Source organism: Amycolatopsis mongoliensis (genome assembly GCF_030285665.1).
Lineage (GTDB): Bacteria > Actinomycetota > Actinomycetes > Mycobacteriales > Pseudonocardiaceae > Amycolatopsis > Amycolatopsis mongoliensis.
In genome coordinates this window covers 8,019,351-8,044,098 of record NZ_CP127295.1, presented here as the reverse complement: position 1 = coordinate 8,044,098, position 24,748 = coordinate 8,019,351, and the positions used below count along the sequence as shown (strand labels likewise).

The window sequence follows — 24,748 nt, the reverse complement described above, 5'->3', positions numbered from 1 at the left end:
GTTGTCGGTCAGCGGACCGTTTCGCGCGGGTGATCGGGTGCAGTTGACCGACTCGAAGGGGCGCCACTACACCTTGACGCTGGCCGACGGCGGTGAGTACCACACCCACCGCGGCGGCCTCGCGCACGACGACCTCATCGGTCGTCCCGAGGGCTCGGTGGTGACGTCCGCGGGCGGCTCGACCTACCTGGCGCTGCGCCCGCTGCTGCCGGACTACGTCCTTTCGATGCCCCGCGGCGCACAGGTGATCTACCCGAAGGACGCGGCCCAGATCGTGATGTGGGGCGACATCTTCCCGGGCGCCCGCGTGCTCGAGGCCGGCGCCGGCTCCGGCGCGCTGACGTGCTCGCTGCTGCGCGCGGTGGGCCCGGCCGGGAGCGTGCACTCCTACGAGATCCGCGAAGACCACGCCGTGCACGCCGAGCACAACGTCGTGAAGTTCTTCGGCGAGAAGCCGGCGAACTGGTCGCTCACGGTGGCCGACCTGGCGTCGCACGAGGGCGAGGTCGACCGGGTCGTGCTGGACATGCTGGCCCCCTGGGACCAGCTGCCGAACGTGGCCGCCCACCTGGTGCCGGGCGGTGTGCTGACGGTCTACGTCGCGACCGTGACGCAGCTTTCGCGCGTCACGGAGTCCCTGCGCGAGCAGCAGTGCTGGACCGAGCCCGAATCGTGGGAAACGCTGATGCGGCCGTGGCACGTGGTGGGGCTCGCGGTGCGCCCGGACCACCGGATGGTCGCGCACACGGCGTTCCTGCTCACCGCCCGGCGGCTCGCGGACGGCACCGTGTCCCCGCGCGTCTCGCGGCGGCCCAGCAAGGGCAAGGGCTGAGCGGCTAGTGTCGCGCGTCTGAGGTTCGTCGACAGTGGCCTGGCCCTGCGCGCCAAGGCGGCGTCGGGCGACTCGGACCTGGATCTGCCGAGGGTCGCGGCGGCTGGTCCGGCGACATGAATGAGTCATTCATGTCGCCGGACGAGGTGAATGGGTCATTCACTGCATCGCGGCCGGGACTGCCCGGGCCGCAACGCGCGACACTAGCCCGGCACGCACCAGCGGCCGCTCTCCTTGTGCAGCGGGAAGGGCGTGTCCTTCGTCCCGCCCGCCGCTTCGACGTGCACCTTCGCCGTCGCGGACTCGCCGCGGACCTCCGGCGGCTCCTTCAGGGTCGCCTTCACCGGGCCCGCCGCGTCCCACGTGCGCTGCAGCCCGGCCAGGGCTTCCGCGCTCTGCGGGCGGCACGTCAGCTTGCCGAAGGCGGCGGAGTCGTGCGCCGTGATCGCGTCGACGATCGCCCTGGCCAGCACGTTCACCGCCGCGGTGTCGACCGCGCTCGGCGCGGCGGAAGTCGGGGTCCGGGGCGCCGGCGGCGGGCTCGACGGCTCGGGCGCGGAGCCGGACGGCGCGACGAGCAGCAGTCCCAGCACCACGCCGGCGCCGGCCACGCCGAGCAGCACGAGCCCGGCGGCGAGCGCGCGGTTCACCGCCGGCGCGGGCTCACGAGCCGTCCGCGTGCACGTTGGACAGGCACCACAGGCCGGATTCCTTCTGGGCCGACATCGTGCCGACCTTGGTCTTGCTGCCGTCCGTGGCCGAGTAGCGCACGGTGGACTTGTCCCCGGTGTCCTGCGGCGCGCCGGTCAGCTTCACCGTGACCTTCGGGATGTCGCCCGTGGTGCCCTCGAAGACGCTCCGGCAGATGGTGTCGGCCAGCGCTTTCTCGTCGCCCGCGTTGTAGGCGGAGATCGTCGTGTCGAACAGCTCCTGCGAGCTCCCCTTGCCGGCCGGGGCGGGGCCACCGGCGGGCTTGCTGCCGGTCGTCGACGGCCGGGTGGGCGAGGTGGCCCGGGGTTTCGAAGCGGACGTCTTCGGTGCGGACGTCGGCGCCGCGGAGCTGCTGCTGGCGGGCGGGGCCGCGGCGTTGTTGTCGTCGCCGTTGGCGAGGACCGCCCACGTCACGCCCCCGCCGACCAGGACGACCGCGGCGGCGGCGATGCCGACGATGAGCCCGGTTTTCTTCTTCTTGGGCGGGGGCGCGTCACCGAAACCGCCGCCTCCGTACGGGTCGTGACCGCCGAAGCCCTGCTGCTGGTCGTAACCACCCGGTTGGCGGCCCCACTGGTCCTGCTGCCCGTACTGCGGGTAGCCCTGCTGGGGCTGAGGTCCCGTCTGCGGCGGGTAACCGCCCTGCTGCGGCTGACCGTACGGATCGGGCTGGCCGAACTGCTGGGTGCCGCCGTAGCCCGGCTGGGGCTGCGGTCCGGTCTGGGGATAGCCACCAGGCTGCTGGCCGTACGGCCCGGGCTGCTGCCCGTAGCCGCCGGGCTGCTGGCCGTAGCCGCCCGGTTGCTGCGGCGGGTAGGTCATGGGTGGTGCCCCCTCGCGTTCCTTCGACTCCGGACCCGGCCTTCGGGCGGCCGACGTCGGCCCGATGCTAGCCATCGCGCGAGGCCGCCGCGCGGTTAGGGCGGAACTGGCCGGAATTGCCCGGCTTCGGCAGGGTTGGCGCTCCGCGGGACCGGGTACTCCCGACGTGCTTGGTTCGTCCTGGCCCGGACGAACCCGCGACGCGCCGGGGCCACGGCACCGAAATGGCCGCTTGCGCTGCGGGAATGTCCGTGCTGGACCAGGCGAGGAAACCGCGACGCGCCGATCTTGTGATGCGGAAAGGCCTTTTCTTGTCGGTGATCGCCGGTACCGTGGAATGAAAAGCACTCCGAGGAGGTGCCCGATGCATCATGACCTTCCCGGAGGTCGGCGCGAGGAGGCCGACCCTTCAGCAACATCCGGAGCTGGGACGACGGCGGACGAGCAGGCTCGGCAGATCCGTTTTCTCGAGGAGGAAGTGGCGCTGCTGCGCCGCAAACTGACCGACTCGCCACGGCAGAACCGAGTTCTCGAACAGCGGCTCGCCGAGGCCTCGGAAAGGGTGAGCCAGCTCACCGAGCGCAACACCAAACTGGTCGAAACCCTGCGTGAAGCACGAGGACAGCTCCTCGCGCTGCGTGAGGAGGTCGACCGGCTGGCCCAGCCACCGTCCGGGTACGGCGTCTTCGTCGAGGCGTACGAGGACAACACGGTGGACGTCTTCACGGCCGGCCGGAAGATGCGGGTGTCGGTCTCACCCGCGGTCGAGCTCTCGTCGTTGCGTCGCGGCCAGGCGCTGCGGCTCAACGAGGCGCTCACCGTGGTCGAGGCCGGCGGGTTCGAACGCACCGGCGAGGTGTGTGCGTTGCGTGAGGTGCTCGCCGCCGACGTCGAGGGCGGCAGCCTTCGCGCGCTGGTGGTCGGGCACGCGGACGAGGAGCGGGTGGTCCTGCTCTCCGATCTGCTGGCCGAGCAGCCGCTCAAGCCGGGCGACTCGCTGCTGGTCGACTCCAAGGCCGGCTACGCGTACGAGCGCGTGCCGAAGGCGGAGGTCGAGGACCTGGTGCTGGAGGAGGTGCCCGACGTCCGTTACGAGGACATCGGTGGCCTCACCCGGCAGATCGAACAGATCCGCGACGCGGTGGAACTGCCGTTCCTGCACGCCGACCTGTACCAGGAGTACCAGCTGCGGCCGCCCAAGGGTGTCCTGCTCTACGGCCCGCCGGGCTGCGGCAAGACGCTCATCGCCAAGGCCGTGGCCAACTCACTGGCCAAGAAGGTGGCCGCCGCACGGGGCGAGAACGAGGACGGGAAGTCCTACTTCCTGAACATCAAGGGTCCCGAGCTGCTCAACAAGTTCGTGGGGGAGACCGAGCGGCACATCCGCCTGATCTTCCAGCGGGCGCGGGAAAAGGCCTCCGAGGGTACCCCGGTGATCGTGTTCTTCGACGAGATGGACTCGATCTTCCGGACCCGTGGATCGGGCGTTTCGTCCGATGTGGAGACCACGATCGTCCCGCAGCTGCTCTCCGAGATCGACGGTGTCGAAGGCCTGGAAAACGTCATCGTCATCGGTGCTTCGAACCGTGAGGACATGATCGACCCGGCGATCCTGCGGCCGGGCCGGCTCGACGTCAAGATCAAGATCGAGCGTCCGGACGCCGAAGGCGCGAAGGACATCTTCTCCAAGTACCTGGCCGAAGGCCTGCCGATCCACGCCGACGACCTCGCCGAGTTCGGCGGCGACGCCAAGGCGACGTTCGACGCGATGATCCAGCACACGGTCGAGCGGATGTACGAGGAGAGCGACGAGAACCGGTTCCTCGAGGTGACCTACGCCAACGGGGACAAGGAGGTCCTTTACTTCCGTGACTTCAACTCGGGCGCGATGATCCAGAACATCGTGGACCGGGCGAAGAAGTCGGCGATCAAGTCGGTGCTGGAGACCAAGCAGCCGGGTCTCCGCGTGCAGCACCTGCTCGACGCGATCGTCGACGAGTTCGCGGAGAACGAGGACCTGCCCAACACCACCAACCCGGACGACTGGGCCCGGATCTCCGGCAAGAAGGGCGAGCGGATCGTCTACATCCGCACGCTCGTCACCGGCAAGAACCAGGACTCGGGGCGGGCGATCGACACCGCCACGAACACCGGTCAGTACCTGTAACAGCGCGAACCGATGGGGCGGCCGCTTCGGCGACCGCCCCATCGTCGTGTTCAGCGGCGGACGAGTTCCTCGGTTTCGGTCGTGCGCCGCGCTCGCAGGCGGCCGTGGGCCGCGAGGATGCCCAGCACTACCAGGAGCGCGCCAGCCGGCTGGTTCCAGCTCACCGGTTCGCCCAGCACGAGCACGCCGAGCAGTACCCCGACCACCGGTGTGAGGTAAGTCACCGCCGCCGCGTTGGCTGCGCCCCAGGCGGCGATGATGCGGACGTTCCAGACATACGCGATACCCGTGCCGAAAACGCCGAGCGCCACCATGCTCGCCACCACCGCGAGGTCCAGGTGGACCGGGGTGGCCGCGACCGCCGGTGCCACTAAGCCGAGGATCACCGTCGCCGACCCCGTCTGACCGAACGCGACGACAACGGGGTCCACTCCACGCGGGGAGACGAACCGGCGCATGTAGACGAAACACGCGCCGTAACACGTCGTGGCGCCGAGGCAGGCGATCTGCGCCGTCAGCTGGTGCGAGACGTCGACGCCGTGCCACACCCCGACGATCGTGAGCACGCCGAGGAAACCGAGCGACAGGCCGAGCACGCGCGGTGGCGTGAACCGCTCCTCCGGCAGCGCCGCGGCGGCCAGCAGCATCGTGATGAGCGGCGTCGTCGCATTGAAAATACTGGCCAGACCGGACGAAATGTACTGTTCCGCCCACGAGAACAGCAGGAACGGCACCACGCACAGCAGCACCGAGACGACCGTGAGGTGGCCCCACAGCACGGGATCACGGGGGAGCGGGCGCCGGCGCAGGAGCAGCGCGACGGCCAGGGCGAGCACGCCCAGAGCGACCCGCGCGAGAGCGACCTGGCCGGGGGAGAGCCCGCCCAGGCCCACCTTGATGAACAGGAAACTCGCACCCCAGACGACGGCCAGCAGCGCGAACCGCACCGTGACGCCGAATCCACCCGACCGCATGGGCGCAGTCAAGCTCGCGGACCGGCCCCGGGGCCAGCGGTTTTCGGCCTTCGCTATTTGTATAACGACCTATACGTCTCGGGTTACGATGCCGTCCATGGTCCGGGGGACAGAACCGTGGCGACGAGCGGTCGAGCACATCGGGAGCCGAGTGGCGGGGCCGCGGCTGCCCGGCGACCTGGACGTCACCGTGCACTTCCACCCGGACCGCCTGGTGGGGGAGGTGCCGTTGCTGCGGCACCTCGTCACGGACGGCGTCTACCGCTCGCAGTTCGAGACGGGCACGAGCAACGGCGGGCTGACCGCGCACGCCGGCGGCGCTCGCCGGCGCTGGGAGCACCGCATGTTCGGCGGCGCCTACGACGACCTGCCGCCGTCGGCCCGGCCCAAGTACGGCTCCCTCAACTACCGCCGCCGCCCGGCGGGCGGCTCCGTCCGGTTCGGCTCGTCCCACTTCCGGCTGAAGCGGCAGGTGCTCACGCGCACGACGTTCTGCTACCCGGACAGCTCCGCCGAGCCGGAAGACTTCGGCACCGCCGAGCGCATGCCGCTGCTGCCGCTCGCCGAGGAGGACACACAGGACGAACTGGACGACCACATCGAGGCCCACGTCCACGGCCCGCTCCGGCTCGCCACCGACGTCGAGGCCCTGGTGCTCGATCCGGCGTTCCGGGGTACCGACGTCGAGGCGGCGGCCGCCGGGCTGCCGTTCCCGACCTTCTGGCACCACGGGTTCCGGCTGCCGGTCGAGGTCCTGGCGGAGCACGCCGACTTCCGGGGTGAGGACGTCGTGCGGGCCGGCCAGGAAATCGCGCGGGACGGCCGGCTCGACGCTCGCGTCATCGGCGACGCCGTCCGCGCCGGCCGGCACGACCCCCAGGTGCTCAAGCGCGTCTGGCACTGCACCGCGCGGTTCGGCCTACGCGGCGACGCCGGCGGGTAGCAGCGCTTCGGCCAGCCGGCGCCAGTGCGGCATGGCCGAAGTGCCCGGTTCGACCCCGATCACCTGGATGCCGACGTGGTCGGCGCCGGCGTCGAGGTGGGCGTTCAGCTTGCCGGTGATCGTGTCGAGGTCACCCCAGAAGACGAGGTCGTCGACGAGCCGGTCGCTGCCGCGGCCGCCGTCGATGTCCGCTTGCGCGTAGCCGAGCCGCCGGAACTTCGCGACGTTGTACTTCGAGGTGAGGTACCGGTGCAGGTGGCCCCGGGCGACTTCCCGCGCCTTGCGCGCGTCGGTTTCGAAGAGCACGGCGTGCTCGACGCCGAGGAACGGCCCGGCGCCCAGGAGCTCGCGCGCCTGGGCGGTGTGCTCCGGCGTCACGTGGTAGGTGTGCGCGCCCGCCGACCGGTCCCGCGCCAGCTCCAGCATCTTCGGGCCGTACGCGGCGAGCAGGCGCCTGATCGGGGTCCGTGGCTCGGGGTTGGCGCTCGTGACGGCGTCCATGGCGTCGAGGTAGTCGTTCATCGCCCGGAGCGGCTTCTCTCCGGGCTTCCCGCCGCCGAGGCCGAGACCGAGCAGGTGGCGGTCCGGGTACGCGTCGGCCAGCAGCAGGGCCGCGCCGCGGGTCCAGCGCGGCTCGCGCGACCAGATCCGCGCGATCCCGTTGACGACGGTGAGGCGCTCGGTGGCCGACAGCAGGAACCCGGCGTGCGTCAGGGCTTCCCGGCCGTTGCTCTCCGGGATCCAGACCGCCGGCCAGCCGAGTTCTTCCAGCTCCTGCACGGAGTCCCGGATCAGGCCGGCCGGCTGGTCCTCGAAGTCGAACGTCCAGATCCCGTAGCGGCCGAGCCGCATGTTCTCGATCGTACCCATGAATCGAAGTATCGCAGAATTACGATATGAGTCAACCGGGTGTCCGCCGTGACAGGGGAGGGGAGAGGTCAGAGGGCGTGGCCGAGCGCGGCCACGAACTCCGCGATCCGGGCTTCGTCGCGCTTGTAGTGCGTCCACTTGCCCACGCGGGTCGCGCGCACCAAGCCGGCGCGCTGCAGTGACGCCATGTAGGCCGAGACGGTCGACTGCGCCAGGCCCAGCTTCTCCTGGATGTGGCTCACGCACACACCGACCTCGACCGGGTCGGCGATGGCCCGCTCCACGGGGAAGTGCCGCGTCGGCTCCCGCAGCCACTGCAGCACCTGCAGCCGCACCGGGTTCGCGAGCGCCTTGAAGACGTCGAGCAGCTGCTCGACGTCCGGCTGGGATTCGGTGCGTGTCGTCATGGCTGCTGCCGAGTATATGGTCGTATAACGACCTATACTCACTGGCCGTGAGCGAAGAAACCCGCCGCCCTCGCGCGCCCATCACCGAATCCGACGTCCTGGCTTGGCTGGAGACGACGGCCGCCGCCGTCCAGGCGGGGGAGGTGAGCGCCCAGGAGCTCATCGACATCCTCGGGGAGCTCCGCCGCGCCTCCGCCGCCTGTGCCGACGCCTCCGACTGGGCGCTGCTCGCCGCCCGCGAAGGCGGGGCGAGTCTCCGGCAGATCGCGCCGGTCTTCGGCAAGGGGTACGTCCGGGCCCCGGCCGCGCGCCTCGAGAAGCTCCACCGCCAGGCCCAGAACTCCGACCAGTGGCTGGCGATCCTCCGGCACAAGCAGACGGCATGAGCGCGCCCGTGGAGCGGATCGCGCTCGGCCTGGCCGCGCTGGGCCGGCCCGCCTACATCAACCTGGGCCGCGAAGGCGCGCTGCCGCCGGAGCGGGACGTCGAGTCCATGCGTGCCGCGACGTTCGCGGTGCTCGACGCCGCCTACGCCGCGGGGGTCCGGCACGTCGACGTCGCCCGGTCCTACGGGCGCTCGGAGGAGTTCCTGGCCGGCTGGCTCGCCGAGCGCGGGCACGACGGCGTCGAGGTCTCCAGCAAGTGGGGTTACGCGTATGTGGGGGACTGGCGGCTCGACGCCGACGTGCACGAGGTGAAGGAGCACTCGGCGGCGCGGTTCGCCGCGCAGTGGGCGGAAACCCTGGCGCTGCTGGGGGATCGTGTCGGCCTTTACCAGGTGCATTCGCTCACTGCGGACAGTCCGCTGTTCACCGACGAGCCGCTGATCGAGGCGCTGGCGGAGCTTTCCGCGAACGGCGTCGCGGTCGGGTTCTCGACGTCCGGGCCGGCGCAGGCGGACGCGATCGAGCGGGCGTTCGCGCTGGAGGTGGCCGGGCGGCCGGTGTTCTCGGCGGTGCAGTCGACGTGGAACGTCCTGGAACGGTCCGCCGGGCCGGCCCTCGCCGCGGCGCACGCGGCCGGGAAGCGAGTGCTGGTCAAGGAAACCCTGGCCAACGGCCGGCTCGCGGTCGAAGCGCCGGAGGCCGTCCGCGACATCGCGGCGGCCCACGGCACCGGGCCGGACGCCGTCGCCGTCGCGGCGGTGCTGGCGCAGGAGTGGGCCGGTACCGCCGTCATCGGCCCGGCGAGCCCGGCTCAGCTCGAGGCCAACCTGCGGGCCACCACGCTTGCGCTGAGCACGGACGAGGAAGCCGAGCTGGCCGGCCTCGCGGAGAATCCGGGGGAGTACTGGCGACACCGGTCCTCCTTGGCGTGGGACTGAGCCACTGCACTACCCTTCGCAGGCACACGCGGACGACAGGAGGCCGGAGCAAGTGCGTCATCGGCAGGTGGTCGCCCTGGCCGCGGTCGCGTTGGTCGGCCTCACCGGCTGCGACGGGCCCGACCCGAACAACCTCGAGACGTACTACGACGATCCGGCTCCGCAGTCGGCGCCGGTCTCGGTCACCGAAGCGCCGGTGAGCCCCGCGAAGGCGGCCCCCGCACCGCAGCCCGCGCCCGACCTGGGCCTGCTCGCGGAACGGGCGTTGCTGTCCGATGCGGACGTCGCCGAGGAAGGCGTGCAGCCGGGCTCGACCGAGGCGTCGGGGTGCCTGACGGACAGCTTGTCGGCGAGCAGCCGGACGGCGTCCTGGCACTACCCCAGCGGTTCGATGCTGCGCCACCGCGTCGCGGCGTACCCGGACGAGACGGCTGCGGAGGCCGTGGCGGCCGCCGACTGCACGGGCAAGACGGTGAGCGTCCCGGCGCAGGCCGGCGTGGACCGGCAGCGGGCCTGGTGCGAAGGCAAGACGTGCACGGTGTTGCTGGCGAAGGGGAAGCTCGTGTCCGGGCTGACCGTCTCGGCGAGCACCGAGACGCGGGCCGTGGACGCGGCGAAGCGGCTGCTGCCCGCGATGGCGGCGAAGCTCGTGGCTCAGCCGTAACGGCGGAACCATTCCTGGACGCCTTCACGGCCGTCGGGGATGAACGGGAGTTCGGGTGCCGGGTCGTCGACCCAGGCGCGGAGGTCTTCGAGAGGGATCCAGCGGCCCTCCACGATCTCTTCGGCCTGGTGCTGGATCGGGCCGTCCCAGCGGACCTCGAAGGCGAAGTTGTGGCAGCGGTTGCGGCCGTCGTCGTAGACCTTGGTGAACAGCGGAACGGGTTCCACCCCGTGGACGCCGAGCTCTTCGGCCAGTTCGCGGCGGGCGCACTCGGCCGGTGACTCGCCCGCGGCGACCACGCCGCCGGCCCAGCAGTCCCAGGTCGAGGGGAACACGTCCTTCACCGCGGTGCGCAGGTGCACGTAGACGGCGTTTCCATCACCCGAACGGACCAGTACGACACCGGCGGCGTGCCACAGGCCCTCGTCGCGGACCCGGGCGCGGGTGGTCGTGCCGACGACGGAGCCGGCCTGGTCATAGAGGGCAACGAGTTCGTCACTGCCTGGCATGGGTGCATCGTTCCACTAGGACGACCCCGTAGGGTGGTGGACATGCGGCGGATCATGGGAACCGAAGTCGAGTACGGCATCTCCGTGCCGGGCGACGCGACGGCGAACCCGGTACTCACCTCGACCCAGGTCGTGCTGGCCTACGCGGCGGCGGCCGACATCCCGCGCGCCCGGCGGGCGCGGTGGGACTACGAGGTGGAGTCCCCGCTGCGGGACGCGCGCGGGTTCGACCTGACCGGCCCCGGCGGGCCGGGGCACGACCCGGACGTCGAGGACCTGGGCGCGGCGAACGTCATCCTGACCAACGGGGCGCGGTTGTACGTCGACCACGCGCACCCGGAGTATTCGGCGCCCGAGGTGACGAACGCGCGGGACGCGGTCATCTGGGACAAGGCCGGCGAGCGGGTGATGGAGGAGGCCGCGCTGAAGGCGGCGTCCGTCCCCGGCCAGCCACAGCTGCAGCTGTACAAGAACAACGTCGACGGCAAGGGCGCGAGCTACGGCACGCACGAGAACTACCTGTGCGCGCGGTCGACGCCGTTCACCGCGATCATCGCCGGGCTGACGCCGTTCTTCGTGTCGCGGCAGGTGGTGACCGGTTCGGGCCGGGTCGGGATCGGGCAGCAGAGCGAAGAAGCCGGGTTCCAGCTCTCCCAGCGTGCGGACTACATCGAGGTCGAGGTCGGCCTGGAGACGACGCTCAAGCGCGGGATCATCAACACCCGCGACGAGCCGCACGCGGACGCGGACAAGTACCGGCGGCTGCACGTCATCATCGGTGACGCGAACATGTCGGAGTTCTCGACGTACCTGAAGGTCGGGACGACGGCGCTGATCCTGGACCTGGTCGAGTCGGGGATCCGGTTCGACGACCTGAAGCTGGACGAGCCGGTGCGCGCGGTGCACCAGATCAGCCACGACCCGACGCTGAAGGCGCAGGTCGCGCTGGCGAACGGCAAGAAGTACACCGGGCTGGACCTGCAGTTCGCCTACCACGAGATCGCCTCGCAGAACCTGGAGCGCACGGACGCCGACCAGGCGTCGAAGGAGGTCCTGCGGGTCTGGGGCGAGATCCTGGACGCGCTGGCGCGCGACCCGCAGGAGTGCGCGGACCGGCTGGACTGGCCGGCGAAGCTGCGGCTGCTGGAGGGCTACCGGCAGCGGGACAACCTGGCCTGGGGCGCGCCGCGGCTGCGGCTGGTCGACCTGCAGTACTCGGACGTGCGGCTGGCGAAGGGCCTGTACAACCGGCTGGTCACGCGCGGGTCGATGAAGCGGCTGGTGACGGAGGAAGAGGTGCTGGCCGCGGTGACGACGCCGCCGTCGGACACGCGGGCCTACTTCCGGGGCCGGGCGCTGGAGAAGTACGCGACCTCGATCGCGGCGGCCTCGTGGGATTCGGTCATCTTCGACGTCGGCAAGGAGTCGCTGGTGCGGATCCCGACGCTGGAGCCGCTGCGGGGGACGAAGGCGCACGTCGGCAAGCTGCTGGACGAGTCGGCGACGGCGGAAGACCTGGTGGAGGCGCTCACCGGTTCGGACTAGGCGGGACGCACCAGCGATCGCGGCGTGACCCCGAATGTCGGGGCCGCTGGGTAGGCTAGGAAACATCAGCCACACCGGGAGGCGAGATGGCCCAGGAAAAGATCGAAAAGCACGGCGGCGACGACTCTGACGAAGAGTTCGACGACACCGGCGCGGCGGGTCAGGAGCGGCGCGAGAAGCTCGGCGAGGACGTGGACACGATCCTCGACGAGATCGACGACGTGCTCGAAGAGAACGCCGAGGACTTCGTCCGGGCCTATGTGCAGAAGGGCGGCCAGTAGCCGCTCGGGGCGCTGCGCCCCAGCCGACCGTTCAGCCGGCGGCCGGGGTTCCGCGTGGTGGTGACCGTGGTCCGGGTGGGCCGGGGTCGTCGGGCGCGGAGCCGCGGCCCGCACAGATGGGATTTTTGAGCACGTATGGACAACACCAGGGGCATCTCGGGTCCCGCGCTGCCGGCCGCGTACTTCTCGTCGGCGACGTCGTCGTTTTCGGACTTCTTGCGGGTACAGGCGCCGGAGCTGCTTCCGGAGCGGCGGGTGGGTGGTGGCACCGCGGATCTGGGCGTGCCGCACGGGACGACGATCGTCGCGCTGACGTTCGCGGGCGGTGTGCTGATCGCGGGTGACCGGCGGGCGACGTCGGGGAACCTGATCGCGAGCCGGGACATCGAGAAGGTGCACGTCACCGACGAGTACTCGGCGGTGGGCATCGCGGGCACGGCCGGGCTGGCCGTGGAGATGGTGCGGCTGTACGCCGTGGAGCTGGCGCACTACGAGAAGATCGAGGGCGTTTCGCTGTCGCTGGACGGCAAGACGAACAAGCTGGCCGGGATGGTCAAGAGCAACCTCGAGATGGCGATGGCCGGGCTGGCGGCGATCCCGTTGTTCGTGGGCTACGACCTCGAGGCCGAGGACGCCAAGCACGCCGGGCGGATCGTCTCGTACGACGCCGCGGGCGGGCGGTACGAGGAGAACGGCGGCTACGCGGGGATCGGTTCGGGTTCGCTGTTCGCGAAATCCGCGCTGAAGAAGCTGCACGACCCGGACGCCGACGTCGAGGGCGCGGTGCGCGTCGCGGTGGAGGCGCTGTACGACGCGGCCGACGACGACACCGCGTCGGGCGGGCCGGACCTGGTGCGCCGGATCTTCCCGAGCGTCGTGACGATCACCGCGGAGCGCGGCGCCGTGCAGCTGGCGGAGTCGGAGACCTCGGCCGTCGCGGAAGCCGTGGTGGCCGGGCGGATCGAGCGCCACCAGCGCCGGCTCTCCTGACCGGGGCTGAACCAGTGAACGTTGGAACACCGAAAGACCTGGAGCGCACACCGTGACGATGCCGTTGTATGCCTCTCCCGAGCAGCTGATGCGGGAGCGTTCCGAGCTGGCGCGCAAGGGCATCGCGCGCGGCCGGAGCGTGGTGGTGCTGAAGTACGCGGGCGGCGTGCTGTTCGTGGCGGAGAACCCGTCGGCCACCCTGCACAAGGTTTCCGAGATCTACGACCGGATCGGGTTCGCCGCGGTCGGGCGCTACAGCGAGTTCGAGAACCTGCGCGTGGCGGGGATCCGGCACGCGGACCTGAAGGGCTACCAGTACGACCGGCGTGACGTGAGCGCGCGGGCGCTCGCGAACGCGTACGCGGCGACGTTGGGCAGCATCTTCACCGAGCAGCTGAAGCCGTTCGAGGTGGAGGTCTGCGTGGCGGAGGTGGCGGCGACCTCGGCGGAGGACCAGCTGTACCGGCTGACCTACGACGGGTCGATCTTCGACGAGCCGCAGTACATCGTGATGGGCGGCCAGAACGAGAAGATCGCGGCGAAGCTGAAGGAGACGTTCGAGGACGGCCTGGACCTGCAGGCGGCGCTGGCTGTGGCGGTGGCCGCGCTGCGGACGCCGACCCAGCCGTCGACGTCCTCGACGACGTCTTCGTCGAGTTCCTCGACGTCGTCCTCGTCCGCTTCGTCGTCTTCGGCGAACGGGAACGGCGAGGCCGACCCGATCAAGCTGGAGGTGGCGGTGCTGGACCGCGACCGCCCGCGCCGTTCGTTCCGCCGGTTGACGGGCACGGTGCTGGACTCGCTGCTGCCGGTGCCGGACCCGCAGGGCGAGGAGCCGGAGAGCAAGCCGGAAGGCGAGTAGAGCTTCGCGGAAGGCGGGGGCGTGGTCGGTGACCGCGCCCCCGCCTTCGTCATGCGGCAGTTGCCGTGCCGGCGAAGGCGAGCAGGTGCGCGCTGGCGTCGATGAGCCGCGGGTCCCGTTCGACGATCCGGGCGGCGCGCAGCGCGGACTCGGCCAGGCGCGGGTACCCGGCGATTCCCGCGGCGTCGAGGGCGGGCCACGAAGGTCCTTCGACGCCGTAGACGGCGGTGCCGGTGAAGCCCGCGGCGGCGACTTCGTCGTGGAGTTCGGTGGCCGTGTGCCAGTGGGTGGGGACGAACCCGGCGTGCCCGTCGTAGGCGCCGGTCTCGATGACCGCGCGGACCGGGTCGGCTCGGGCAGGGGTGAGCGTGCCGGCCGCACCGGTCTCCAGCAGGGACAGGTAGCGGCTGATCCCGGCCGCGGCGAGCAGGCCGCCGGGACGCAGCACGCGCCGGGCTTCGGCGAGAGCCCGAGCCCGGTCGGCGGCGTCGACCAGGTGGTAGAGCGGCCCGAGCAGCAGGACGACGTCGTAGGAGGCATCGGCCGCGTCGAGGTCGCGTGCGTCACCGGCCGAGGCAGTGACGCCGGGCAGTGCCGCGGCCCGGGCGACGTGGGCCGGGACGACGTCGACGAGGTGGACGGAATGCCCGTCGGCGGCGAGCCAGGCCGCGTGGACGCCGGTGCCACCCCCGACGTCGAGAACGCGTTCGTGGCCGGGCAAGAAGCGGCGGAGCAGCTCCTGGGTCCGCAGGTACTCGAGGCGGCCGTGCGGGGTGCGGGTGAGCCGGTCGTCTTCGGCGGGGCCGGTGGCGTAGTGCGTCGCGAGGTCCATGCTCCAGGATCGCGTGCGCGACAACCGGATTTCAGGTGGCGCCGGGACCGAAGCGATCGCCGTACCGGAGGCCGCCGTCGCCGGCCGTGCGGCGAGCAGGACCGCCGTGGACGGGAGCGGGTTCGGTGGCCCCCACGCGGAAACGGTCAGCGTAGCCGCGGCTCCCGGGCTCAGGACGTCGCCGGCGAGGCGCGGAAGTTCTGGTCGGCGAAAGCGAGCAGGTACGGCAGCGTCGCGCGGGCCGTGTGCCAGGTGTGGTTGAAGCCGCGTTCGGCGTGGACGACCGCCTCCTGGCCTCGGGCATGCAGCGCGTCGGCGATCCGGTGGGCCGTCGTGACGTCGGTGGGTGCGCCCGTGCCCACCGCCAGCATCACCGAGACCGGCGCGGGGAAGTTCATCGTCGGCAGGTAGCGGCGCGGGGTGTTGGCGGCGATGGCGGCCCGGTTGCCGTCGAGGACGCCGACGGAGTCGTTGAGGTCGTCGTAGGGGAGGGCGATCAGCAGGGTGCCGAACTCGTCGACGTGGTGCAGGCCGATGTTGAGCGCCCCGAAACCGCCGCCGGACATGCCGCCCAGCGCCCGGTGGCCGCGGTCGGCGATGGTGCGGTAACGCTGGTCGATCGCCGGGACCACCGTGCGGGCGAGGTACGTCTCCAGCTGCGGGCCGCCGGGGACGTCGAGGCACTCCCAGTCCGTGGCGGGGTTGCCGGCCGTCAGGTCGACGCTGACCACGATCATCGGCTCGATCACGCCCGCGCGCTGCAGCGCGAGCAGGGTGCCCGGGGCGTCGCCGGAGGTCAGCCAGTCGCGGGGGCCGCCGAACGGGTAGCCGTGGATCAGGTAGACGACCGGGTAGCGGCGGGCCGCGCTCGCGTCGTAGCCGGGCGGGAGGACGACGTAGTTGCTGCCCGACGGGACGCCGTGCGCGGGGTCGGGCAGGTTCACGACGTCGATCCGCTGACCGGCGGCCGCGGCCCCCGCGCCCGGGTGCGAGACGGCCGAATCGGACGGTGCTTCCTGGCCGTCGTCGAGCACGCGGCCGGCGAGGTTGACGACGCCGGGACCCTTCTGCAGCAGGCGCGCGAGGTCGTCGGAGGTGCGCACGTACCCGACGTAGCTGTTCAGGGCAGTGACTGCCGCAAGCAGCAGCAGGACACCGAAGGCGGTGAAGCCCCACCGGCGCACCCGGCGCCGGCGCCACAACGCGACTACTGCGGCCAGGACCGCGACCGCGGCCGAGGCGAGGGCGAGCCAGATGAGCGGCGACTCGAACGGCCCGAGGTCGCGGGCGCGCGCGATGATGCCGCCGGGCAGCACCGGGTCGGTGGCGGCCCGGTGGATGCCGCTCGCCAGGCCGTGCCCGTCCATCTGATCCCCGCTCGTCCCCTGGCCGCGGGCATGATCGCCCGCATCTCGATCAAGACGCTAGCCAGGGGACGCTGTGGGTTCGTTGAGAAAAAGTAAAGAGTGCTTAAAGGCGGTAGATGGTCAGGGCGCTGGGCCGGGACCGGAAGCGGAACCGGTTGCCGAGCGGGCCGACCTCGCCGTCGGTGGCGACGCGGCGGTGCCCGTCCAGCAGCTCGACGTCCAGCTCGGGCAGGTCGAGCTCCTGGTAGACGTGGCTGGCCGCGAGACTGCGGGTGACCATCGCCAGCAGGAACCGGGCCCGCGAGTAGGGCAGGTCGGCGCGCAGGTAGCGGATGTCGAGCAGGCCGGTGTCGAGCGCGGGCCGCCGGCTGGGCGCGAAGCCTTTCGGCGCGTACGTGCCGTTGCCGACGAACAGCAGCCAGACCTGGGTGAGCTTGCCGTTGAGCCGCACGGTCAGCGGCCGGGCGTGCCGCAGCGTCCGGGCCAGCGCGATCGCGGCCGAGGGCCACTTGGGGTGCCTTTCCTGGAGTTTCTCGCGCAGCCGGACCATCTCCGGGTAGCCGCCGAGGCTCGCGGTGTTGACGAACCAGCGGTGCGCCGTGCCGCCGTCGCCCTCCTCGATCTCGACCTCGCCCAGGTCGATGCCGACGGCGTTGCCGAGCTCGGTCGCCGCGTCCGCGTCGGGCATCGAGCTGACGCCGACGTCGCGGGCGAAGTGGTTGAGCGTGCCCGCCGGGATCAGCGCGAGGGGCAGGTCGCGTTCCGCGGCGACGGCGGCGACCGCGGCCACGGTGCCGTCACCGCCCGCGACGCCGAGCGCGCGGACGGTCCCGCGGGCGTCGATCTCGCTCTCGAGCTGGGCGATCAGGTCCTGGTCGGGGTCCGGGTAGAGGATCTCGGCCTTGGGCCAGGCGTGCCGGGCGTCCTCGGTGGGGTCCTGGCCGTCGATCCCGGACTTCGGGTTGACCAGCACCAGCATGTCGTCGCCGTCGACCATCTCGGGGGCGTCCGCGTCGTGGGCGGTGCGGGCCGGGACGTCGTCGTGCAGCGGCCACCAGTGCCGGGTCGCCAGGCCCACGCCGACCCCGATGCCCAGGCCGACCCCGACGTCGGAGGGCCAGTGGACGCCGGTGTGAACGCGGGAGTAGGCGACGGCCAGCGCGAGGGGCGCCACGGCGAGACCGGCGCGCGGGGACTCCAGCGCCACCGCCGTCGCGAAGGCCGCTGCGGAGGCCGAGTGGCCGGACGGGAACGACGACGACGTCGGGCGTTTCCGCAGGCGGCGGTGCATGGGCACCTCCTCCTCGGCCGGGCGGCGGCGGGGGAACAGCGGCTTGCCGATCAGGTTCGCCGCGGCGCTGGCCCCGGCGATCGCGACGACCCCGCGCAGTGCGCCTCGCCGGGTGGCGCCCTTCTGTGCCGCCAGCAGCGCGGCGACGCCCCACCACAGGCGGGACTTGTTCGCCGATCTGGACAGCGCCATCAGCGCGTCGTCGGCCTTCGTGGCCGGGAGGGCGGCGCTGCGCCGCATGAGGGCCCGGTCAGTGCGCCCGACACGCCGGAAGGCCTGGATGAGCTGGTGTGTCAAGGAGTCGCCTTCCCCAAGTAGTCAAGAGCAGTGCTCCAATCGTGCCTGAATCGGGGAGTTTTCACCGTCTGTGGCACACCGGGGGCGTGTCGACGCCCGAACGGCGCACCGTCGAAGGGGGTCCAGCGCCTACTCTGGTGGCATGCAGCGGCGGATCTTTGGCATCGAGACCGAGTTCGGGGTCACGTGCACCTTCCACGGACAGCGCAGGCTCTCGCCCGACGAGGTGGCGCGCTACCTGTTCCGGCGAGTCGTCTCGTGGGGACGCTCATCGAACGTCTTCCTGTCGAACGGCTCCCGGCTCTACCTCGACGTCGGCTCGCACCCCGAGTACGCGACGGCCGAGTGCGACGACCTGGTCCAGCTGGTCACGCACGACAAGGCCGGGGAGCGGATCCTCGAGGACCTGCTGGTCGACGCCGAGCGGCGGCTGGCCGACGAGGGCATCGGCGGCGACATCTTCCTGTTCAAGAACAACACCGACTCCGCGGGCAACTCCTACGGCTGTCACGAGAACTACCTGGTGACCCGCGCGGGTGAGTTCTCCCGGATCGCCGACGTGCTGCTGCCGTTCCTGGTGACCCGGCAGCTGATCTGCGGCGCGGGCAAGGTGCTGCAGACCCCGCGCGGCGCGGTCTACTGCCTCTCCCAGCGGGCGGAACACATCTGGGAGGGCGTCTCGAGCGCGACGACCCGTTCGCGGCCCATCATCAACACCCGCGACGAGCCGCACGCCGACGCCGAGCGCTACCGGCGCCTGCACGTCATCGTCGGTGACTCGAACATGGCCGAGCCGACGACCATGCTCAAGGTCGGCTCCGCGAACCTCGTGCTCGAGATGATCGAGGCCGGCGTCCAGTTCCGCGACTTCACGCTGGACAACCCGATCCGGGCGATCCGCGAGATCAGCCACGACCTCACCGGCCGCCGCCAGGTGCGCCTCGCCGGCGGGCGCGAGGCCTCGGCGCTGGACATCCAGCGCGAGTACCACGCCCGCGCCGTCCAGCACCTCAAGGACAACGGCTCGACCGCGGCGAACGAGCGCGTCGTCGAGCTGTGGGGCCGGGCGCTGGACGCGGTCGAGCAGCAGGACTTCGGCAAGATCGACACCGAGATCGACTGGGCGATCAAGCACCGGCTGGTCGAGCGCTACCGGCACAAGCACGACCTGGACCTGTCCAGCCCGCGGATCGCGCAGCTCGACCTGGCCTACCACGACATCCGCCGCGGCCGGGGCATCTTCGACCTGCTCCAGCGCAAGGGCCTGGTCCGCCGGGTCACCGACGACGGCGAGATCGAGGCCGCCAAGGACACCCCGCCGCAGACGACCCGCGCGAAGCTGCGCGGCGACTTCATCGCCGCCGCCCAGGCCGCGGGCCGCGACTTCACGGTCGACTGGGTGCACCTGAAGCTGAACGACCAGGCACAGCGCACGGTCCTGTGCAAGGACCCGTTCCGCTCGGTCGACGAGCGCGTGGAACGGCTGATCAGCTCGCTCTAGGCAGGTCCGTGAATGGCACATTGAGGGACTTGAAGTCCCTCAATGTGCCATTCACGGCTTCCGGGACGCGACGAAAGTCGGTTCCCCGGTGCGGCAGGATCGCCGCATGCGTGTCGTGCTGCTCGTGTTCGCCCTGCTCGTCTCGGTCGCGGTGCCCGCGTCGGCGGGGGAGCACCGGCCCCAGTGGGAGCTGAAGCCCACCGGCGTCAAGACCCAGTTCCGCGGGCTGTCCGCCCTCAGCGCCCGCGTCGCGTGGGTCAGCGGCACGCAGGGCACCGTCCTGCGCACGACCGACGGCGGGACGAGCTGGAAGTCCGTCGGGCCGCCCGGCGCCGGGACGCTCGAGCTCCGCGACATCGAGGCCTTCGACGCCGACCACGCCGTGACCCTCTCGATCGGCCCCGGCACCGACTCGCGCGTCTACCGGACCGATGACGGCGGCGCGCACTGGCGCCAGACGTTCCAGAACACCGAAGCGGCGGCGTTCTACGACTGCCTCGCCTTCTTCGACCCGTGGCGCGGGCTCGCGATGAGCGACCCGGTCGACGGGAAGTTCCGCGTCCAGGCCACCTTCGACGGCGGCCGCAGCTGGCGCCCGGTCCCCGACAGCGGCTTCCCGCCCGCACTGCCCGGCGAGGCCGGTTTCGCCGCCAGTGGCCAGTGCATCACCACCGCCGGCCCGTTCGACGCCTGGCTCGCGACCGGCGGCGGCGCGACCGCCCGCGTCCTGCACTCCGGTGATGGCGGCCGCCACTGGACGGCCTCCGACACGCCGTTGCCGAGCAGCCCGTCCGCCGGTGTGTTCGCCGTCGCGTTCCGGACCCCGGGCGAGGGGATCGCGATCGGCGGCGACTACGCCAACCCGACGGCACCCGGCCCGGCCGTCGCGCTGACCAGGGACCGCGGCCGCACCTGGCGCACCCCGGAGCAGTACCCCGCCGGGTACCGCTCCGGGCTGGCCTGGCGCGGCCGGAGAGTTCTCGCCGTCGGCCCCGGTGGCAGCGACTACAGCCCGGACGGCGGCCGGCACTGGACGTCGTTCGACACCGGCAGCTTCGACAGCGTCGACTGCGCCGGTGCGGCCTGCTGGGCCAGTGGTGCCCAGGGGCGCGTGGCTCGCCTGAGCCGCTAGAGCACCTGGCCGGTCGGGCGGACCATGATCTCGTTGACGTCCACCGACGGCGGCTGCGAGAGCGCGTAGAGCACGGCGCGGGCGATGTCGTCGGCGTCCAGCTTCGGCTTCTTGCGCTGGTTGTCGTCGAGAATGTCCGTGTCGGTGATGCCGGGGTTGATCAGCGTGACCCGCACGCCGGTGCCGACGGCCTCCTCACGGATCGCGCCCGCCATCCCGGTGACGGCCCACTTCGTCACCGAGTACAGGCTGGCGTTGCGGATGTAGCGGCCGGCGACCGAACCGGTGATCAGCAGGTGCCCGGCCGACTCCCGGAGCGCGGGCAGGGCCGCTCGGGCGGTGTAGGCCGCGCCGAGGACGTTGGTGCGGACCATCTCCTCCCACGCCCGCGGGTCGGGGTCGTCGTCGCCGAAGAACGAGGTCCCGACGCCGATCCCGGCGTTGGCGAAGGCGGCGTCGAGCCGCCCGAACCGCTCGACGGCCTGCGTGACGGCGCCGGAGATGCTCGGCCAGTCCCCGACGTCGGCGCCGAGCGCGATCGCCCGGTCTTCGCCGAGCTCGGCCGCCAGCGCGGCGACGGATTCGGCCTGGCGCGCGACGAGGGCGACCTTGAACCCGGAGGCGGCGGCCAGCCGCGCGGTCGCGGCGCCGAGGCCGCGCGAGGCACCGGTGATGAGAAGAACACGATCATCCATGACGCCCAGGCTAGGGAGGATTCACGGCGTCAGCACGAGCCGGCCGCGCAATCCGCCCGCGGCCAGCCGTTCGTGGGCCTCGGCGGCCCGCGACAGCGGCAGCACGCCGGCGACGCGCGGACGGAGGGTCCCGGCCGCGGCGAGCTCGGCCAGCCGGGCGCCGTCCGCGCGGATCCAGACGGTGCGTACGCGGATCCCGCGCAGCGGAATCGGCGCGGCCCCGGCGGCGAAGGCCACGAACTCGCCGCCGCCGCGGACGGCATCGAGGGCGTCCAGGCCGAGCAGGGCCGGGTCGAGGACGGCGTCGACCCCGCCCGGAACCAGGGCCCGCACCCGATCGGCGAGGCCGGGGCCGCGCGGGACGAACCGATCCGCCCCGAAGTCCCGGACGGCGGCCTCGTCGGCTTCGGAGGCAACGGCGACGACGTGCAGTTTCCGGGCGTGCGCGAGGGCGACGGCGTACCTGCCGACCGCGCCCGCCGCGCCGGTGACCAGCACCGTTCCGTCGGTTTCGACGAGGTCGAGCGCCTGGGCGGCGGTGAGGGCGTTGAGCGGCAGGGTGGCGGCTTCGGCGGGGGAGAAGCCCGCGGGCGCGGGCGCGACGGCCGAGGCGTCCAGCACGACCTGCTCGGCGTAGGTGCCCAGCGGGGCGGCGATCCGGTCGCGCAGCCCGATCACGGCATCGCCGACGCGGAACCCGGCCGCCTCGCCCACGGCGTCGATCTCGCCGGCGACGTCCCAGCCCAGGCCGAGCACCTCCCGCGGCGGGATCACGCCGGCCACGGTCAGGATCCCGGCCCGGGTCGCGACGTCCACGGGGTTCACCGCGGCCGCCGCCACCCGGATCCGCACCTGCCCGGGCCCGGGCTCCGGCAGGGGCACCTCGACGGACTCGAGGACCTCCGGACCACCGAACCGGCGAACCACCATCGCACGCATCTTCGTCTCCTTCCCGGGATCGGACCTTCCTCGCGAACGTATGGGGAGCTACTCTCCAACGGGAAGTACGCACCCGAAGGTGCCCACCGCACGAGGAGGTTCGCCCGGTGCCCACGCGCACGGCGGAACAGCGGCGGCTGGCCGAAAAGGCCGCCTACGACGCCTATCTCGCGGCCTGCCCCACCCGGAAGCTCCTCGACGAGATCGCCGGCAAGTGGGTCAGCCTGATCCTCGTCGCGCTCGGTGACGGCCCGCAGCGCTACAGCGACCTTTCGCGGCGCATCGCCGGGGTCAGCCAGAAGATGCTCACCCAGACCCTGCGGGTGCTAGAACGGGACGGCCTGGTGCGCCGCGAGGTGACCCCGTCGGTGCCCGTCCGCGTCGACTATTCCCTTACGCCGCTGGGGGAAAGCCTCCGCGCGCTGATGGCGGGCTTCAAGGACTGGGCCGAGGCGAACTTCGACGCCGTGGCCGCCGCCAGGACCGATTACGACGCGCGCACCCCGGACCTCACGATCGGGCCGGGCGGCGCGGGCTAGGCTCTACCGGGTGTCCACCGCACGCGCCGAACGGCTGGTCAATCTGGTGCTGGCCCTCCTGTCCACCCGGCAGTACCTCACTGCCGAGCGGATTCGCGGCATCGTGCCCGGATACGGCGACGCGGCCAGCGACGAGGCCTACTTCCGGATGTTCGAGCGGGACAAGACCGAGCTGCGCGAGCTCGGCATCCCGCTGGAGACCGGCCGCAACTCCGCCTTCGACGCCATCGAGGGCTACCGCATCGCCCGCCGCGACTACGAACTCGGCGAGATCGACCTCGCCCCCGACGAGGCCGCCGCCGTCGCGCTCGCGTCCCGGCTGTGGGACTCCCCGGAGCTGACCGGGCAGGCGCAGGGCGCGCTCGTGAAGCTGCGCGCCGCCGGCCTGGAGGTCGACGACCAGGCACCCACCGTCGTCGAGCCGCGCGTGCGCGCCGAACCGGCGTTCGGGCCGCTGCTGGCCGCGGTGCAGAACGGCCAGGCCGTCCGCTTCGAGTACCGCCGCAGCGGCTCGCCGGAACGCATCATGCGCACCCTCGAGCCGTGGGGCGTGGTGTCGTGGCGGGCCCGCTGGTACGTCGTCGGGCACGACCGCGACCGCGGCGCCACCCGCTGCTTCCGCCTCTCCCGCGTCACCGGCAAGGTCCACCCGGTCGGCAAGCCCGGCGCGGTGCAGCGTCCCGAGGGCGTCAACCTGCTCAAGCTCGTGTCGGTGACGGGGGCGTCCGAACCGGCCCCGGTCACCACCGCCCGGCTCTGGGTCGCCGACGGCCGGGCCGCCGGGGTCCGCCGCCGCGGCACGGTCCTGGGCCGCTGCACGATCGACGGCGAAGAGGGCGACCTCGTCGAGATCGGGCTCTACTTCCCGGAGTCGGCGGCCGACTGGATCACCGCACAGGGCCCCGACGTCGTGGTGCTCGAACCCGACGTGCTGGCCAAGACCGTCCAGGACCGGCTCGAAGCCGTCGTGGCCCGGCAGGGGAGCGCCCGGTGAGCGGGTCCACCGACCGGATGCCGAGACTGCTCGCGCTCGTGCCCTACCTGCTCGCGCGCCCGGGCATCCGGATCGACGAGGCGGCGCACGACTTCGACGTCACGCCGAGGCAGCTGCGCAAGGACCTCGAGCTGCTGTGGATGTGCGGGCTGCCCGGCTACGGCCCCGGCGACCTGATCGACCTGTCCTTCGAGGGCGACACGATCGTCGTCACCCACGACGCCGGGATGAACCGCCCGCTGCGGCTCACCGGCGGCGAGGCCACGGCGCTGCTGGTCGCGCTGCGGGCGCTGGCCGAGACGCCGGGCGTGCTCGACGGCGACGCCGTCCGCCGCTCGATCGCCAAGATCGAGTCCGCGGCCGGGCAGGCCCAGCCCGCCGGGGTGGTCGTCGGCGGCGGGGTGCGCGAGGGGAAGAAGACCGCGCGGACCCGCGAGGAGGTCGCCCGGGCCCTGCGGGACGGGCGGGCGCTGCGGATCCGCTACTACACCGCGTCCAAGGACCAGATCACCGAGCGGACGGTCGACCCGATGCGGCTGCTGATCGTCCAGGCCGTCGGCTACCTCGAGGCCTGGTGCCGCCGCGCCGAGGGCGTCCGGCTGTTCCGGCTCGACCGGATCGACGAGCTGACGGTCCTGGAAGAGCCTTCGCGCCCACCGGCCCACGCCCACCCCACCGATATCTCCGAGGGTGTTTTCCGCGAGCGTCCCGATCAGCGGGAGGCGGTGCTGGTCCTCGACCCGGATGCACGCTGGGTAGCCGAGTACTACCCCTGCGAGGAGCTCGACGAGCTCGACGGCGGCCGGCTGCGGATCCGGATGCGTTACGCCGACCAGTCCTGGATGGTGCGCCTCGTGCTGGGACTCGGCGGAGAAGCGCTGGTGGAGAGCCCGGCCGACCTCGCGTCCGACGTCGGACGCCGTGCGGCCGACGCGGTGGCCCGAGCCCGTCACCTTCCGTCAACCTGCGACCACTAGGGTGATCGACGTGCCGTACCTGCCCACCGTCGTGCTCGTCGCGATCGGCCTGCTGCTGCTCGTCGTCCTGCTGGTGCGAACCGCCAAGGTCTTGCGTGGTTTCAAGCAGACCGCAAGCATGGTGGCTACGAACACCCAGGACCGGGTGGGGCTCGTCCGCGCCCGGTCGGCCGCGCTGCGCGTCGCCTTCGCGCAGCGCCGCCGGAAACCGGAAAACCAGTAACATCCCTACCAGACGCAGATAGGAGGCCATCTTGTTCGCCAACGGATTGCAAGGATGGCA

General features: G+C 71.9%; 27 protein-coding genes. 16 read left to right on the top strand and 11 right to left on the bottom strand.

All coding sequences use genetic code 11. The features are described from left to right. The first annotated feature begins 1 nt into the window (after position 1). A complete protein-coding gene (locus tag QRX60_RS38560) occupies positions 2–832 on the top strand; it encodes a tRNA (adenine-N1)-methyltransferase (RefSeq protein ID WP_285996391.1) in 831 nt (276 codons plus the stop codon). A 203-nt stretch (positions 833–1,035) separates the two neighbouring features. On the opposite strand, the gene QRX60_RS38555 is transcribed toward QRX60_RS38560, so the two are convergent. Continuing rightward, a complete protein-coding gene (locus QRX60_RS38555) occupies positions 1,036–1,482 on the bottom strand; it encodes a hypothetical protein (protein ID WP_285996390.1) in 447 nt (148 codons plus the stop codon). A gap of 13 nt (positions 1,483–1,495) precedes the next feature. Then, positions 1,496–2,365 carry a hypothetical protein gene (locus tag QRX60_RS38550; protein WP_285996389.1) on the bottom strand — a complete coding sequence of 290 codons (870 nt, stop codon included), beginning with the start codon at positions 2,363–2,365 and terminating at the stop codon, positions 1,496–1,498. Between the two features lie 364 nt (positions 2,366–2,729). Here QRX60_RS38550 and arc point away from each other — a divergent pair, with 364 nt between their 5' ends. Continuing rightward, entirely contained in the window at positions 2,730–4,532 is a 1,803-nt protein-coding gene (gene arc / locus QRX60_RS38545; protein ID WP_091311455.1) for a proteasome ATPase, read from the top strand. Positions 4,533–4,582: 50 nt separating this feature from the next. Here arc and QRX60_RS38540 read toward each other — a convergent pair whose 3' ends face one another. Next, positions 4,583–5,506, bottom strand: coding sequence for a DMT family transporter (locus QRX60_RS38540; protein WP_285996388.1), 924 nt, complete (start codon positions 5,504–5,506; stop codon positions 4,583–4,585). 97 nt (positions 5,507–5,603) lie between these two features. On the opposite strand from QRX60_RS38540, the gene QRX60_RS38535 reads away from it, so the two are divergent. Further along, the gene (locus QRX60_RS38535; protein WP_285996387.1) at positions 5,604–6,449 is read left to right on the top strand and encodes a DUF3626 domain-containing protein; all 846 of its coding nucleotides are present in this window, start codon (positions 5,604–5,606) and stop codon (positions 6,447–6,449) included. Here QRX60_RS38535 and QRX60_RS38530 read toward each other — a convergent pair. Together QRX60_RS38530 and QRX60_RS38525 are read right to left on the bottom strand one after the other, a co-directional pair. Continuing rightward, entirely contained in the window at positions 6,426–7,319 is an 894-nt protein-coding gene (locus QRX60_RS38530; RefSeq protein ID WP_285996386.1) for a TIGR03620 family F420-dependent LLM class oxidoreductase, read from the bottom strand. The two genes, QRX60_RS38535 and QRX60_RS38530, sit on opposite strands and share 24 nt — an antisense overlap. A gap of 68 nt (positions 7,320–7,387) precedes the next feature. After that, the gene (locus QRX60_RS38525) at positions 7,388–7,726 is read right to left on the bottom strand and encodes an ArsR/SmtB family transcription factor (protein WP_285996385.1); all 339 of its coding nucleotides are present in this window, start codon (positions 7,724–7,726) and stop codon (positions 7,388–7,390) included. Between the two features lie 47 nt (positions 7,727–7,773). Here QRX60_RS38525 and QRX60_RS38520 point away from each other — a divergent pair, with 47 nt between their 5' ends. Genes QRX60_RS38520 through QRX60_RS38510 form a run of 3 tightly spaced genes read left to right on the top strand, consistent with a single transcriptional unit; the run spans position 7,774 to position 9,714 of the window. After that, the gene (locus QRX60_RS38520; protein WP_285996384.1) at positions 7,774–8,112 is read left to right on the top strand and encodes a hypothetical protein; all 339 of its coding nucleotides are present in this window, start codon (positions 7,774–7,776) and stop codon (positions 8,110–8,112) included. Then, positions 8,109–9,050: an aldo/keto reductase gene (locus QRX60_RS38515; protein WP_285996383.1), complete on the top strand. Its 942-nt coding sequence runs from the start codon at positions 8,109–8,111 to the stop codon at positions 9,048–9,050. Before QRX60_RS38520 ends, QRX60_RS38515 begins: the two co-directional genes overlap by 4 nt. A 52-nt stretch (positions 9,051–9,102) precedes the next feature. Next, positions 9,103–9,714 (top strand): hypothetical protein, encoded by a 612-nt coding sequence (locus QRX60_RS38510; protein ID WP_285996382.1) that lies wholly within the window; start codon positions 9,103–9,105, stop codon positions 9,712–9,714. Here the strand turns inward: QRX60_RS38510 and QRX60_RS38505 are convergent. Beyond that, positions 9,705–10,223, bottom strand: coding sequence for an NUDIX domain-containing protein (locus QRX60_RS38505; RefSeq protein WP_285996381.1), 519 nt, complete (start codon positions 10,221–10,223; stop codon positions 9,705–9,707). The genes QRX60_RS38510 and QRX60_RS38505 overlap by 10 nt on opposite strands. Before the next feature lie 42 nt (positions 10,224–10,265). On the opposite strand from QRX60_RS38505, the gene dop reads away from it, so the two are divergent. From dop to prcA, 4 genes are all read left to right on the top strand, one after another. Further along, the gene (gene dop, locus QRX60_RS38500; RefSeq protein ID WP_285996380.1) at positions 10,266–11,768 is read left to right on the top strand and encodes a depupylase/deamidase Dop; all 1,503 of its coding nucleotides are present in this window, start codon (positions 10,266–10,268) and stop codon (positions 11,766–11,768) included. 86 nt (positions 11,769–11,854) lie between these two features. Then, on the top strand, positions 11,855–12,049 hold the full coding sequence (locus QRX60_RS38495; RefSeq protein ID WP_285996379.1) for a ubiquitin-like protein Pup: 195 nt from the start codon (positions 11,855–11,857) through the stop codon (positions 12,047–12,049). Positions 12,050–12,184: 135 nt separating this feature from the next. Further along, positions 12,185–13,039, top strand: a complete 855-nt coding sequence (gene prcB / locus QRX60_RS38490; protein WP_285996378.1) for a proteasome subunit beta — start codon at positions 12,185–12,187, stop codon at positions 13,037–13,039. 52 nt (positions 13,040–13,091) lie between these two features. Then, a complete protein-coding gene (gene prcA, locus QRX60_RS38485; protein WP_285996377.1) occupies positions 13,092–13,901 on the top strand; it encodes a proteasome subunit alpha in 810 nt (269 codons plus the stop codon). Between the two features lie 49 nt (positions 13,902–13,950). Here the strand turns inward: prcA and QRX60_RS38480 are convergent, their stop codons facing one another. From QRX60_RS38480 to QRX60_RS38470, 3 genes are all read right to left on the bottom strand, one after another. Beyond that, positions 13,951–14,733, bottom strand: coding sequence for a class I SAM-dependent methyltransferase (locus QRX60_RS38480; protein WP_285996376.1), 783 nt, complete (start codon positions 14,731–14,733; stop codon positions 13,951–13,953). 170 nt (positions 14,734–14,903) lie between these two features. Continuing rightward, a complete protein-coding gene (locus QRX60_RS38475) occupies positions 14,904–16,100 on the bottom strand; it encodes an alpha/beta hydrolase (RefSeq protein ID WP_285996375.1) in 1,197 nt (398 codons plus the stop codon). A 103-nt stretch (positions 16,101–16,203) separates the two neighbouring features. Continuing rightward, positions 16,204–17,631, bottom strand: a complete 1,428-nt coding sequence (locus QRX60_RS38470) for a bifunctional phosphatase PAP2/diacylglycerol kinase family protein (RefSeq protein ID WP_408630166.1) — start codon at positions 17,629–17,631, stop codon at positions 16,204–16,206. A 199-nt stretch (positions 17,632–17,830) separates the two neighbouring features. Between QRX60_RS38470 and pafA the strand changes: the two genes are divergently transcribed. Both pafA and QRX60_RS38460 read left to right on the top strand, forming a co-directional pair. After that, on the top strand, positions 17,831–19,189 hold the full coding sequence (gene pafA / locus QRX60_RS38465) for a Pup--protein ligase (RefSeq protein ID WP_072478837.1): 1,359 nt from the start codon (positions 17,831–17,833) through the stop codon (positions 19,187–19,189). A gap of 106 nt (positions 19,190–19,295) precedes the next feature. Then, positions 19,296–20,321 (top strand): WD40/YVTN/BNR-like repeat-containing protein, encoded by a 1,026-nt coding sequence (locus tag QRX60_RS38460; RefSeq protein WP_285996373.1) that lies wholly within the window; start codon positions 19,296–19,298, stop codon positions 20,319–20,321. Here QRX60_RS38460 and QRX60_RS38455 read toward each other — a convergent pair. Then, positions 20,318–21,016 carry an SDR family oxidoreductase gene (locus tag QRX60_RS38455; RefSeq protein WP_285996372.1) on the bottom strand — a complete coding sequence of 233 codons (699 nt, stop codon included), beginning with the start codon at positions 21,014–21,016 and terminating at the stop codon, positions 20,318–20,320. The genes QRX60_RS38460 and QRX60_RS38455 overlap by 4 nt on opposite strands. A gap of 21 nt (positions 21,017–21,037) precedes the next feature. After that, on the bottom strand, positions 21,038–21,955 hold the full coding sequence (locus QRX60_RS38450) for an NADP-dependent oxidoreductase (RefSeq protein WP_285996371.1): 918 nt from the start codon (positions 21,953–21,955) through the stop codon (positions 21,038–21,040). 107 nt (positions 21,956–22,062) lie between these two features. On the opposite strand from QRX60_RS38450, the gene QRX60_RS38445 reads away from it, so the two are divergent. The 4 genes from QRX60_RS38445 to QRX60_RS38430 are packed head-to-tail and all read left to right on the top strand — an operon-like array spanning position 22,063 to position 24,688. Then, positions 22,063–22,494: a winged helix-turn-helix transcriptional regulator gene (locus tag QRX60_RS38445; RefSeq protein ID WP_285996370.1), complete on the top strand. Its 432-nt coding sequence runs from the start codon at positions 22,063–22,065 to the stop codon at positions 22,492–22,494. Between the two features lie 10 nt (positions 22,495–22,504). Continuing rightward, the gene (locus tag QRX60_RS38440; protein WP_285996369.1) at positions 22,505–23,488 is read left to right on the top strand and encodes a helix-turn-helix transcriptional regulator; all 984 of its coding nucleotides are present in this window, start codon (positions 22,505–22,507) and stop codon (positions 23,486–23,488) included. Further along, positions 23,485–24,465 (top strand): helix-turn-helix transcriptional regulator, encoded by a 981-nt coding sequence (locus tag QRX60_RS38435; protein WP_285996368.1) that lies wholly within the window; start codon positions 23,485–23,487, stop codon positions 24,463–24,465. The genes QRX60_RS38440 and QRX60_RS38435 overlap by 4 nt, the downstream gene beginning before the upstream one ends. Positions 24,466–24,475: 10 nt before the next feature. Next, positions 24,476–24,688 (top strand): bacteriophage holin, encoded by a 213-nt coding sequence (locus QRX60_RS38430; protein WP_285996367.1) that lies wholly within the window; start codon positions 24,476–24,478, stop codon positions 24,686–24,688. The last annotated feature ends 60 nt before the right edge of the window (positions 24,689–24,748 follow it).

What these genes read in the sequence shown, in the direction of transcription:
- QRX60_RS38550 (WP_285996389.1), bottom strand. Translation starts at nt 2,365, where the DNA reads ATGACCTACCCGCCGCAGCAACCGGGCGGCTACGGCCAGCAGCCCGGC.
- arc (WP_091311455.1), top strand. Translation starts at nt 2,730, where the DNA reads ATGCATCATGACCTTCCCGGAGGTCGGCGCGAGGAGGCCGACCCTTCA.
- QRX60_RS38540 (WP_285996388.1), bottom strand. Translation starts at nt 5,506, where the DNA reads ATGCGGTCGGGTGGATTCGGCGTCACGGTGCGGTTCGCGCTGCTGGCC.
- QRX60_RS38535 (WP_285996387.1), top strand. Translation starts at nt 5,604, where the DNA reads ATGGTCCGGGGGACAGAACCGTGGCGACGAGCGGTCGAGCACATCGGG.
- QRX60_RS38530 (WP_285996386.1), bottom strand. Translation starts at nt 7,319, where the DNA reads ATGGGTACGATCGAGAACATGCGGCTCGGCCGCTACGGGATCTGGACG.
- QRX60_RS38525 (WP_285996385.1), bottom strand. Translation starts at nt 7,726, where the DNA reads ATGACGACACGCACCGAATCCCAGCCGGACGTCGAGCAGCTGCTCGAC.
- QRX60_RS38515 (WP_285996383.1), top strand. Translation starts at nt 8,109, where the DNA reads ATGAGCGCGCCCGTGGAGCGGATCGCGCTCGGCCTGGCCGCGCTGGGC.
- QRX60_RS38505 (WP_285996381.1), bottom strand. Translation starts at nt 10,223, where the DNA reads ATGCCAGGCAGTGACGAACTCGTTGCCCTCTATGACCAGGCCGGCTCC.
- dop (WP_285996380.1), top strand. Translation starts at nt 10,266, where the DNA reads ATGCGGCGGATCATGGGAACCGAAGTCGAGTACGGCATCTCCGTGCCG.
- QRX60_RS38495 (WP_285996379.1), top strand. Translation starts at nt 11,855, where the DNA reads ATGGCCCAGGAAAAGATCGAAAAGCACGGCGGCGACGACTCTGACGAA.
- prcB (WP_285996378.1), top strand. Translation starts at nt 12,185, where the DNA reads ATGGACAACACCAGGGGCATCTCGGGTCCCGCGCTGCCGGCCGCGTAC.
- QRX60_RS38480 (WP_285996376.1), bottom strand. Translation starts at nt 14,733, where the DNA reads ATGGACCTCGCGACGCACTACGCCACCGGCCCCGCCGAAGACGACCGG.
- QRX60_RS38475 (WP_285996375.1), bottom strand. Translation starts at nt 16,100, where the DNA reads ATGGACGGGCACGGCCTGGCGAGCGGCATCCACCGGGCCGCCACCGAC.
- QRX60_RS38470 (WP_408630166.1), bottom strand. Translation starts at nt 17,631, where the DNA reads ATGCGGCGCAGCGCCGCCCTCCCGGCCACGAAGGCCGACGACGCGCTG.
- pafA (WP_072478837.1), top strand. Translation starts at nt 17,831, where the DNA reads ATGCAGCGGCGGATCTTTGGCATCGAGACCGAGTTCGGGGTCACGTGC.
- QRX60_RS38460 (WP_285996373.1), top strand. Translation starts at nt 19,296, where the DNA reads ATGCGTGTCGTGCTGCTCGTGTTCGCCCTGCTCGTCTCGGTCGCGGTG.
- QRX60_RS38455 (WP_285996372.1), bottom strand. Translation starts at nt 21,016, where the DNA reads ATGGATGATCGTGTTCTTCTCATCACCGGTGCCTCGCGCGGCCTCGGC.
- QRX60_RS38450 (WP_285996371.1), bottom strand. Translation starts at nt 21,955, where the DNA reads ATGCGTGCGATGGTGGTTCGCCGGTTCGGTGGTCCGGAGGTCCTCGAG.